This is a genomic window from Mycobacteriales bacterium (assembly GCA_035995165.1).
In the GTDB taxonomy this organism is placed as follows: domain Bacteria; phylum Actinomycetota; class Actinomycetes; order Mycobacteriales; family CADCTP01; genus CADCTP01.
Genome location: DASYKU010000111.1, coordinates 1 through 9266 on the forward strand (window position 1 = coordinate 1; position 9266 = coordinate 9266).

The following is a 9266-nucleotide window of genomic DNA, read 5'->3' on the forward strand; positions in this document are numbered from 1 at the left end:
CCGGGACCCGTACGGCCAGACGGTGGTCAGGTCGTTCACGCCCGCGCCGGGGATCGGGGTCGGCCCGGGGGAGGCGGTGGACGGGCCCGCCGCCTGCTGCCGGGACGGGCTGAGCGACGGCAGCACCGCGGGCGCCGCGACCAGCGCCGCCACCACCGCGACCGCCCCGGCCAACGCCAAGGCCGGCATCCGCCACCGGGACCAGTGCCGGCGCGCGGTCCGCTCCCGGATCCGGCGCAGCCCGTCGCCGGCCGGCTCGATCCGGTCGGTCTGCGCGGTCAGCGAGCGCCGCAGCAGGTCCTCCAGCTCGTCGTCACGCACCGGACACCTCCAGCGCCGCCCGCAGCGCCGCCATCCCGCGGGAGGCGTGGCTCTTGACCGCGCCCGCGCTGATCCCCATAGCGTCGGCGATCTGGGCCTCGGACAGGTCCCCGTAGTAGCGCAGCACCAGGCACTCGCGCTGCCGGTCCGGCAGCGCCCGCAACGCCAGCACCACCCGGTCCTGCTCCAGCCGGTCCAGCGCGCCCTGCTCGGCCGAGGGCGCGTCCGGCAGCGGGTCGGCCGCGTGCCGGCGCACCACCTGCCGGTGCCGCAGCCGGGACCGGGCCAGGTTGAGCACGGTCGTACGCAGGTAGCCGACCGCGGCCTGCGGGTCGCGGAGCTTGCGCCAGGAGCCGTGCATCCGCACGTACGCGTCCTGCACGACCTCCTCGGCCGCGCCGACGTCGTCCAGCAGCAGGGCGGCCAGCCGGACGAGGCCGCGGTAGTGCGCCACGTACAACGCGGTCACCGCGTCGTCCGCGTCGAGCGGGCGCGCCTCCCGGCTCACGACCGGCACCGTAGCCGGGTCGGCCAGGCCGGCGGGCCGCCCGAACGCAAGAGACGTCACACGGAGAGGACGCCGTTCAGGCGTTCCCGGTTTACCTCTACGATCCGGGCCGTGGCCGACTGCCTGTTCTGCTCGATCGTCGCCGGTGACATCCCGGCGACCGTGGTCCGTGACGACGAGCTCACGCTGGCCTTCCGGGACCTCAACCCGCGGGCCCCGACGCACGTCCTGGTGATCACCAAGGCGCACCACCCGGATGTCGCCGAGCTGGCCGCGTCCGACCCCGAGGGGCTGACCGCGCTGCACCGGACGGCGGCCGCGGTGGCCGCGTCCGAGGGCGTCGCGGACTCCGGCTGGCGGCTGGTCTTCAACACCGGACCGGACGCCGGCCAGTCGGTCCCGCACGTGCACGGTCACGTGCTCGGAGGCCGGTATCTCCAGTGGCCGCCCGGGTAGACTCGACCACGTCACATCTCCGTGAAGGAAGCAGGGCCGCCCGACCCGTGCCCACGACACCCACCCGAGAAGGCGCCGCTCAGACCAAGATCGTCGTGCCCGGATCGCAGGCCATGGTCAGCCTGCTCGGGTCCCGGGACGAGCTGCTGACGATCATCGAAGAGGCGCTGGCCAGCGACATCCACGTTCGCGGCAACGAGATCACGATCAGCGGCGACCCGGCGGAGAACGCGCTCGCGGTCCGCCTGTTCGAGGAGCTGCTCGAGCTCGTCGCCGCCGGCCAGATCCTCACCGCCGACTCGATCACGCACGCGCTCGGCATCCTGCGCGCCGGCGAGTCCGAGCGACCGGCCGAGGTCCTCAACCTCAACATCCTGTCCCGGCGCGGCCGCACGATCCGGCCCAAGACGCTGAACCAGAAGCGGTACGTCGACGCGATCGACCGGCACACGATCGTGTTCGGGATCGGCCCGGCCGGCACCGGCAAGACGTACCTGGCCGTGGCGAAGGCGGTGCAGGCGCTGCAGTCCAAGCAGGTCAACCGCATCATCCTGACCCGGCCGGCGGTCGAGGCGGGGGAGCGGCTGGGTTACCTGCCCGGCACGCTGCTGGACAAGATCGACCCGTACCTGCGGCCGCTGCTGGACGCGTTGCACGACATGGTCGACCCGGAGTCGATCCCGCGGCTGACGCAGGCCGGCACGATCGAGATCGCGCCGCTGGCGTACATGCGGGGCCGGACCCTGAACGACGCCTTCATCATCCTGGACGAGGCCCAGAACACCACGCCGGAGCAGATGAAGATGTTCCTGACCCGGCTCGGGTTCGGGTCCCGGATCGTGGTGACCGGCGACGTGACCCAGATCGACCTGCCGGCCGGGCAGCGCAGCGGCCTGCGGGTGGTGCGCGACATCCTCGACGGCGTCGAGGACGTCCACTTCGCCGAGCTGACCAGCACCGATGTCGTGCGGCACCGGCTGGTCGGTGACATCGTGGACGCGTACGCGCGCTACGACGCGCAGGTCGTCCAGACCGCGGCGCCGCGTACGGCCAACGACAGGACGCGGGGACACCGACGGTGAGCATCGAGATCGCCAACGAGTCGGGGATCGCGGTCGACGAGGCGGCGCTGTCCGCGGTGGCCCGGCACGCGCTCGACCAGCTCGGGGTCAGCCCGCTGGCCGAGCTGTCGGTGATCGTCGTCGACCAGTCGACGATGTCCTCGCTGCACGAGCGCTGGATGGGCGAGCCCGGCCCGACCGACGTGCTCGCCTTCCCGATGGACGAGCTGGACACCGCCCGCAGCCCGGACGAGCACGAGCCCGGTCCGACGCTGCTCGGCGACGTCGTGCTCTGCCCGGAGTACGCGCGGCGCGGGGCCCGGACGGCGGGCCACTCGCTCGAGGCCGAGCTGGAGCTGCTCACCACGCACGGCGTCCTGCACCTGCTCGGCTACGACCACGCGGAGCCGGAGGAGGAGCGCGAGATGTTCGCCCTGCAGGCGTCGCTGCTCGAGTCCTGGCGGGCCGGCGCGCAGGCGCGATGACCGGGAGGGACGTCGTCCTGCTGGTCGTGGCGGCGCTGCTGGTGCCGCTGGCGGGGGTCCTGGCCGGCCTGGAGTCGGCGCTGCTGCGGGTGTCCGCGGCCCGGGTCGAGGAGATGGAGCGCGGCGGTGACCGGCGCGCCGGGCGGCTGCTGCGGGTGCTGGCCGACCTGCCCCGGCACACCAACCTGCTGCTGCTGCTCCGGCTGATCTGCGAGCTGCTGGCGACCGTGCTGGTCGCCCGGGCGGTGATGAGCTGGCTCGGCCCGCGCTGGACCGCGGTCGCGTTGACGGTCGCGGTGATGGTCGTCGTCTCGTACGTGCTGGTGGGGGTGGGGCCGCGGACGCTCGGGCGGCAGCATCCCTATCGCCTGGCGCTGTCCACCGCCGGCCTGGTGCACGGCCTGGTCCGCGTGCTCGGCCCGCTGGCCTCGCTGCTCATCCTCATCGGCAACGCGATCACCCCGGGCCGCGGCTTCCGGGAGGGGCCGTTCGCGACCGAGGTCGAGCTGCGCGAGCTGGTCGACCTGGCCGAGCAGCGCGGCGTCGTCGAGCACGGCGAGCGCAACATGATCCACTCGGTCTTCGAGCTGGGCGACACGATCGCCCGCGAGGTCATGGTGCCGCGGACCGAGGTGGTGTGGATCGAGCGCGGCAAGAGCGTCCGGCAGGCGCTCGCGCTGGCGCTGCGTTCCGGCTTCTCCCGCATCCCGGTGGTCGGCGAGAACGTCGACGACGTCGTCGGCGTGGTCTACCTCAAGGACCTGGCCGCCCGGGCCCAGGACCCGCATGCGCGCGCGACCAAGGTCGAGGACCTGATGCGGACGCCGACGTTCGTGCCGGAGTCCAAGCCGGTGGACGAGCTGCTGCGGGAGATGCAGGCCCGGCGTACGCACATGGCCGTCGTCATCGACGAGTACGGCGGGACCGCGGGCGTGCTGACCATCGAGGACATTCTCGAGGAGATCGTCGGCGAGATCGCGGACGAGTACGACACCGAGCGCGCGCCGGTCGAGTGGGTCGACGCCGACACCGCCCGGCTCACGGCCCGGATGGCGGTCGAGGACCTGGGGCAGCTGTTCGGCACGCCGATCGAGGACGCCGGCGACGTGGAGACGGTCGGCGGGCTGCTCGCCCGCGAGCTCGGCCGGGTCCCGATCCCGGGCGCGACCGTCTCGGTCGACGGGCTGCGGCTGACCGCCGAGACCACCGGCGGCCGCCGCAACCGCATCGACACCGTCCTGGTCAGCCGGGAGGCGCCGGCCGAGGTCGTCCGCGACCGCCGGCCGGCCGAGCGCGGCGCCGAGAGCTGATCAGCCCGCGAGGGCGTCCAGTTCGGCCCGGACGGCGGCCTCCTCCTGCGGCGTCCGCACGATCGCCAGGGCCCGGCCGAGATGGCGGCGGGCGGCGTCGACATCTCCCTCGGCCGCCGCGACCCGGGTGGGCGGTCCCCCGGGAGGGCCGCCCGCCCGGGTTGGCAGGATGGCGGGTGTGAGCGAGCTGGGTGTGGAGGACGCGAAGATCGTGACGTTGGCGCGGGCGGCGCGGGGGCGGATCGGAGCCGCCGAGGGGGCGGCCGTACGGGACACCGACGGGCGGACGTACGTGGGTACGACCGTCGCGCTGCCGTCGCTGAGCCTGTCCGCGCTCCAGGCCGCGGTCGCCGCCGCGGTCGCCAGCGGCGCCCGGGGCCTGGAGGCCGCCGCGCTCGTCACGGACGCGGACCAGGCGGACGAGGCCGGCCGGGCGGCCGTCGCCGACCTCACCCGGGACGCGCCGGTGATCGTGGCCGGCCCGGACGGGACTCCCAGGTAGGAAAGACCGAGAGGGCGGCTCCCGAAGGAACCGCCCTCTCGTACGTGACGCACCGACCCGGCTGGTCGCCTCTCGGCGAGTGGTCGCTCGTGGCGACTAAAAGTGGAGCCCGGGGACACAGGTCCAGGTCGGTACGACTGGTCCAACGTACCTGCCCGCGGGGCCATTCCCGGTTGCCTCCAGGTAAGAACTGGCTCAGAGGACACGATCGGAGATCCGGCGCGTACTGGCAGGATGGCTGGATGAGCACTCCCCGTTCCGGCTTCGCCAGCCTCGTGGGCAGGCCCAACGCGGGCAAGTCGACCCTGACCAACGCGCTGGTCGGCGAGAAGATCGCGATCACCTCCAGCCGCCCGCAGACGACCCGGCACGCGGTGCGCGGCATCCTGACCCGTCCCGACGCCCAGCTCGTGCTGGTCGACACGCCCGGGCTGCACCGGCCCCGGACGCTGCTGGGCGAGCGGCTGAACGCGGTGGTCCGGGAGACCTGGTCCGGTGTCGACGTGATCGCGCTCTGCCTGCCCGCGGACGTCGCGGTCGGGCCGGGCGACCGGTTCATCGCCCGCGAACTGGCCAATCTCAAGACCAAGCCGGTGTTCGCGGTGGTGACCAAGACCGATCTGGTGCAGCCGCCGGCGGTGGCGGCCGCGCTGATGGCCGTCCAGCAGCTGGGGGAGCAGACGGGGCTGGAGTGGGCCGACATCGTGCCGGTCTCCGCGGTCTCCGCCTTCCAGGTCGAGCTGCTCGCGGACCTGTTGGTGGCCCGGCTGCCGGAGGGTCCGCCGCTCTACCCGGACAACGAGCTGACCGACGAGCCGACCGAGCTGCGGATCACCGAGCTGATCCGGGAGGCGGCGCTGGAAGGCGTCCGGGACGAGCTGCCGCACTCGCTCGCGGTCTCCATCGACGAGATGTCGGCCGCGGGCGACCTGACCGTCATCCACGCGACCGTGCACGTCGAGCGGGACAGCCAGAAGCCGATCGTGCTCGGCTCCGGCGGCTCCCGGCTGAAGACGGTCGGGACCGCGGCCCGCCGGGAGATCGAGGCCCTGCTCGGCGGGCGGGTCTACCTCGACCTGCACGTGAACGTGCTCAAGGACTGGCAGCGCGACCCGAGGCAGCTGCGCCGCCTCGGTTTCTAGGCCGTGTCTCACAACCACCTGGCGGCGCGGATCGACGCTCAGACGACGACCGGCCGCGACCGATACAACCCCGGTATCGGCCGGCCCCTCCGCCTTGCCGGACGCCGCCTGACCGCCGCCCGCATCCACCGCCGGTCGCGAGACACGGCCTGATGCTCGGCCCGTACCGGGAGGTCCTGCGGGTTCCCGGAGCGCCGGCGTTCGCGGCGGCCGGGCTGGTCGCCCGGTTCCCGCTGTCCATGCAGACCCTCGGCACGGTCCTGCTCGTCGCCGACTCCACCGGGTCGTACGCGCTGGCGGGGGCGGTGTCGGCGACGCTGGCGCTGGCCCAGGCGCTGCTCGGCCCGGTGCTGGGCCGGCTGGTCGACCGGCACGGGCAGGCGCGGGTGCTGCTGCCCGCGCTCGCGCTGCACACCGCCGGCGCCGGCGCGCTGGTCGCGGTCTCGCTGACCGGCGCCCCGGACTGGACGCTGTTCCCGGCCGCGGCGCTCTGGGGCGGCAGCTTCGCCCAGGCCGGCTCGCTGGTCCGGGCCCGCTGGGCGTACGCGCTGGGCGGGTCGCCGCTGCTGCCGACCGCGTTCTCGCTGGAGTCCGTGCTGGACGAGGTCGTGTTCGTGGTCGGGCCGGTGCTGGTCACCACGCTGGCGACCCAGGTCGTCCCGGTGGCCGGGGTGTGCGCGGCCTGGGCGTTGGCGGCGGTCGGGTCGCTCACGCTGGCCGGGCTGCGCCGGACCGAGCCGCCGCCGCACCCGGTGACCGGGCGGGGGCGGTCGGCGCTGCGGCTGGCCGGGCTGCGGGTGATGATCGCGGTCGGGCTGGCGATGGGCGGCATCTTCGGCTCGGTCGAGGTGGCCACGGTGGCGTTCACCGACGAGCACGGTCGGCCGGCGGCCGCGGGCATCGTGCTGGCGCTGCTGGCCGGCGGCAGCCTGCTGTCCGGGCTGGGCTACGGGACGGTGAACTGGCGTACGCCGCCCGCGCGCCGGTTCGTGTTCGGGGTCGTGCTGCTGGCCGCGGTGACCGTGCCGCTGATGTTCGCCCCGGACGTGCCGCTGCTGGCCGTGCTGGTGTTCCTGGCCGGGTTCGCGATCTCGCCCGCGCTGATCGCCGGGTTCGCGCTGCTGGAGAGGCTGGTGCCGGCCGGGGCCCGGACCGAGGGGCTGACCTGGTTCAGCACCGGGCTCGGGGCGGGGATCGCGCTCTCGGCCACCGTGACCGGCCAGGTCGTCGACGCCGCCGGGGGCCGGGCCGCGTACGGCGTGACGGTCGCCGCCGGGGCCCTGGCCGCCCTGCTCGTGCTGGCCTTCGCCCGCAAGCTCACCCCAGCCGGGCCGTGAGCGCCGCGACGTCGGCCTGCCAGCCGTGGATCTCGATCCAGGGGTGGAAGCCGAGCCGGTCGTTGATCGCGAGCATGTAGCGGTTGGTGGCCGCGTTGCCGGTGATCACCTCGGTGACGTCCGGGCGCTCGGCCCGCAGCCGCAGCAGCATGTCGCTCTTGATCCACAGTCCGAGCCCGCTGCCGCGGTGGGCCGGCACCACGGCCGTGTCCTCCTGATCGGCCCGGTACGACCGGCGGCCGAGGATCTCGGTGAACGCGGCGACCGCACCGGTCTCCTCGTGCACCGCGACGACCACCCGGGACTCGCCGAGCACGGCCAGCATCTCCTCGTCGGCGCGGATGCTCTCGGGCGTGTAGAGGAAGTCCCCGAAGTCGGCGTCGTCGCGCGGGGCGTCGTTCATCGCGCTCTTCGCCGCCGCGTACCCGGCGATCAGCTCGTCCGGCGCTGAGCCGGTCCAGGCCTCGATCCGGTAGCCGGGGTGTTTCGCGGCGGCGGTCACCTCCAGGTCGGCCCAGTCCACGTCGGACAGGCGCAGCAGCGACAACCGATCGGTCTGGACGAGGCGGAACCCGAACGCGGTCGCGAAGCCGTCGCCGGGGCCACCGGCGTCGAACTCGGTCAGCAGCACCGGCCGGCCGAGCTCGGCCATCACGCCGACCACGTCGCGCAGCAGCGCGGTGCCGGCCCCGCGCCGGCGGTGATCGGGGTGCACCCGCAGGCCGAGCAGGCCCATGTGCAGGTTGTCAGCCAGCGACAGCCAGAGCACGGCCCCGCCGAGGACGTCGTCGCCCGCCCGGGCCAGGAAGTGCGGCCGGCTCCGGTCGGGACGGGAGTTGCGGATCGTGGTGGCGGTGTCGGCCAGCAGCAGCGGCGGGTCCGCGGGGCGGTCGACCGCGGCGGCGCCCGACTTCACCGCGAACATGGCGGCGATGTCCGCCTCCGTGGCGGTCTCATGGTCGAACCGGCTGATCCGCATGGTTGACACGCACTCACTGTCCCGGATCGTGCCAACCGGATTTCGTCGGCGAGCGGTGCGAGACTGGTGGCGTGGCGCTGTACCGGGACGAGGCGGTGGTCCTGCGGGTACAGAAGCTCGGCGAGGCCGACCGGATCGTCACGCTGCTGACCAGGCGTACCGGGCGGGTCCGGGCGGTCGGCAAGGGCGTGCGGCGGACCACGTCCCGGTTCGGGGCCCGGCTGGAGCCGTTCAGCCACGTCGACCTGCAGCTCTACACCGGCCGGTCGCTGGACATCGTCACCCAGGCCGAGTCCCTCGGTGCGTACGGCAAGGAGATCGTCGGCGACTACGGCCGCTACACCACCGGGACCGCGATCCTGGAGACCGCGGAGCGGCTCACCGCCGAGGAGCGGGAGCCGGCCCTGCGGCTCTACCTGCTCGTCGTCGGCGCGCTGCGCGGGATCGCCGCCGGTGCGCACGACCCGTCGCTGGTGCTGGACGCGTTCCTGGTCCGGGCCATGTCGTCCGCGGGCTGGGAGCCGGCGCTGGCCGAGTGCGCCCGCTGCGGCGCGCCCGGGCCGCACCGCGCGTTCTCGGTGCCGGCCGGCGGTGCGGTCTGCGCCGAGTGCCGGCCGGCGGGTTCGTCCACCCCGGAGGCCGAGTCGGTCGCGCTGATGGTCGCGTTGCTGACCGGCGACTGGGGCACCGCCGAGGCCAGCGGACCGGCCGCCCGCCGGGAGGCCAGCGGCCTGGTCGCCGCCCACCTCCAGTGGCACCTCGAACGCGGCCTGCGCTCCCTCCCGCTGGTCGAGCGCGTGAAACCCACGTGATGTCACCCTGCATCATGGACTATCGTGTGCTACATGCCTACGGTGACCGACGTGGATGACGTCGGAGTGCGCGAGCTGCGCCAGAACCTGAGCGTCTACCTGCGCCGGATCGCGCAGGGCGAGACGCTCCGGGTGACCGAACACGGTCACCCCGTAGCCCTCCTGACCCCCATCCCTCAGACCAGCAATGACGCTCTCGACCAGCTGGAGGCCGAAGGACTCCTCGAACACCGGGCCGGCCCGCGCACCAGGCCGCTGCCCAGGCCCGTGCCCCGAACTCCCGGCGAACCCCCCATCAGCGAGCAGCTCATCCGCGACCGCGAGGAGGACTGGCGCTGAGATGGCCCTCTACA

Annotated in this window: 11 protein-coding genes and 1 pseudogene; 9 read left to right on the plus strand and 3 right to left on the minus strand. The window is 73.9% G+C overall.

Features of this window, described 5'->3' with window-relative positions:
* A partial coding sequence (locus VGP36_18695) for a hypothetical protein (GenBank protein HEV7656747.1) occupies positions 1-321 on the minus strand: 321 nt, incomplete at its 3' end.
* Positions 314-829, minus strand: coding sequence for a SigE family RNA polymerase sigma factor (locus VGP36_18700; GenBank protein ID HEV7656748.1), 516 nt, complete (start codon positions 827-829; stop codon positions 314-316). The genes VGP36_18695 and VGP36_18700, both read right to left, overlap by 8 nt.
* A 111-nt stretch (positions 830-940) precedes the next feature.
* Between VGP36_18700 and VGP36_18705 the strand changes: the two genes are divergently transcribed.
* The 7 genes and pseudogenes from VGP36_18705 (at position 941) to VGP36_18735 (ending at position 7122) form a co-directional block, all read left to right on the plus strand.
* On the plus strand, positions 941-1285 hold the full coding sequence (locus VGP36_18705) for a histidine triad nucleotide-binding protein (protein HEV7656749.1): 345 nt from the start codon (positions 941-943) through the stop codon (positions 1283-1285).
* Positions 1286-1398: 113 nt separating this feature from the next.
* Positions 1399-2367, plus strand: a complete 969-nt coding sequence (locus tag VGP36_18710; protein HEV7656750.1) for a PhoH family protein — start codon at positions 1399-1401, stop codon at positions 2365-2367.
* Positions 2364-2807, plus strand: a pseudogene (gene ybeY, locus VGP36_18715) (rRNA maturation RNase YbeY). Before VGP36_18710 ends, ybeY begins: the two are co-directional and overlap by 4 nt.
* A 20-nt stretch (positions 2808-2827) precedes the next feature.
* On the plus strand, positions 2828-4141 hold the full coding sequence (locus tag VGP36_18720) for a hemolysin family protein (GenBank protein ID HEV7656751.1): 1314 nt from the start codon (positions 2828-2830) through the stop codon (positions 4139-4141).
* Between the two features lie 178 nt (positions 4142-4319).
* Complete coding sequence (locus tag VGP36_18725; protein ID HEV7656752.1) at positions 4320-4643, plus strand: cytidine deaminase; 324 nt, start codon at positions 4320-4322, stop codon at positions 4641-4643.
* A gap of 242 nt (positions 4644-4885) precedes the next feature.
* Positions 4886-5785, plus strand: coding sequence for a GTPase Era (gene era / locus VGP36_18730; GenBank protein HEV7656753.1), 900 nt, complete (start codon positions 4886-4888; stop codon positions 5783-5785).
* A gap of 152 nt (positions 5786-5937) precedes the next feature.
* Positions 5938-7122, plus strand: coding sequence for an MFS transporter (locus tag VGP36_18735; protein HEV7656754.1), 1185 nt, complete (start codon positions 5938-5940; stop codon positions 7120-7122).
* Here the strand turns inward: VGP36_18735 and VGP36_18740 are convergent.
* Positions 7103-8101 (minus strand): GNAT family N-acetyltransferase, encoded by a 999-nt coding sequence (locus VGP36_18740; GenBank protein HEV7656755.1) that lies wholly within the window; start codon positions 8099-8101, stop codon positions 7103-7105. The two genes, VGP36_18735 and VGP36_18740, sit on opposite strands and share 20 nt — an antisense overlap.
* A 71-nt stretch (positions 8102-8172) precedes the next feature.
* On the opposite strand from VGP36_18740, the gene recO reads away from it, so the two are divergent.
* On the plus strand, positions 8173-8913 hold the full coding sequence (gene recO, locus VGP36_18745; protein HEV7656756.1) for a DNA repair protein RecO: 741 nt from the start codon (positions 8173-8175) through the stop codon (positions 8911-8913).
* 42 nt (positions 8914-8955) lie between these two features.
* Complete coding sequence (locus VGP36_18750; GenBank protein ID HEV7656757.1) at positions 8956-9252, plus strand: type II toxin-antitoxin system prevent-host-death family antitoxin; 297 nt, start codon at positions 8956-8958, stop codon at positions 9250-9252.
* Positions 9253-9266 lie beyond the last annotated feature (14 nt).